Source organism: Aeromicrobium sp. Leaf272, from assembly GCF_001422865.1.
Lineage (GTDB): Bacteria > Actinomycetota > Actinomycetes > Propionibacteriales > Nocardioidaceae > Aeromicrobium.
This window is the reverse complement of sequence record NZ_LMMY01000013.1, coordinates 280960-281311: the sequence shown is the minus strand read 5'-3', so window position 1 is coordinate 281311 and position 352 is coordinate 280960. Positions and strand designations below refer to the sequence as shown.

General features: G+C 67.6%; 1 protein-coding gene. It reads left to right on the top strand.

Features of this window, described 5'->3' with window-relative positions; translation table 11 throughout:
* Positions 1-36: 36 nt before the first annotated feature.
* Positions 37-352 (top strand): HNH endonuclease signature motif containing protein (locus ASF38_RS17245; RefSeq protein WP_235497650.1); only part of this gene is annotated, 316 nt, incomplete at its 3' end.

Sequence of the window (352 nt, the reverse complement as noted above, 5' to 3'; positions counted from 1 at the left end):
GACCAGCTCCCGTCCAACGGTGGTGTGAGTGCCGTCGTGACCGTGAACCTGGACCTCGACACCTTGATGGGCGGCATCAAGGCCGCCGGCCTCTCTGACGGCACCCGGATCAGCGCCGGCGAAGCCCGCCGGCTCGCCTGCAGCGCGCAGATCGTGCCGATGGTCCTCAACGGCAAACCTCTCCCCCTCGACCTCGGCTCCGCCAATCGGTACTTCAACCGCAGCTCACGCCGGGCGATGGAGAAGCGCGACGGCGGATGCACCACACCAGGTTGCGACCGCGACGCCAGGTGGACCGAGGCCCACCACCTGAACCCCTACGCCATCTCCAAGACCACCGACATCAGAGACG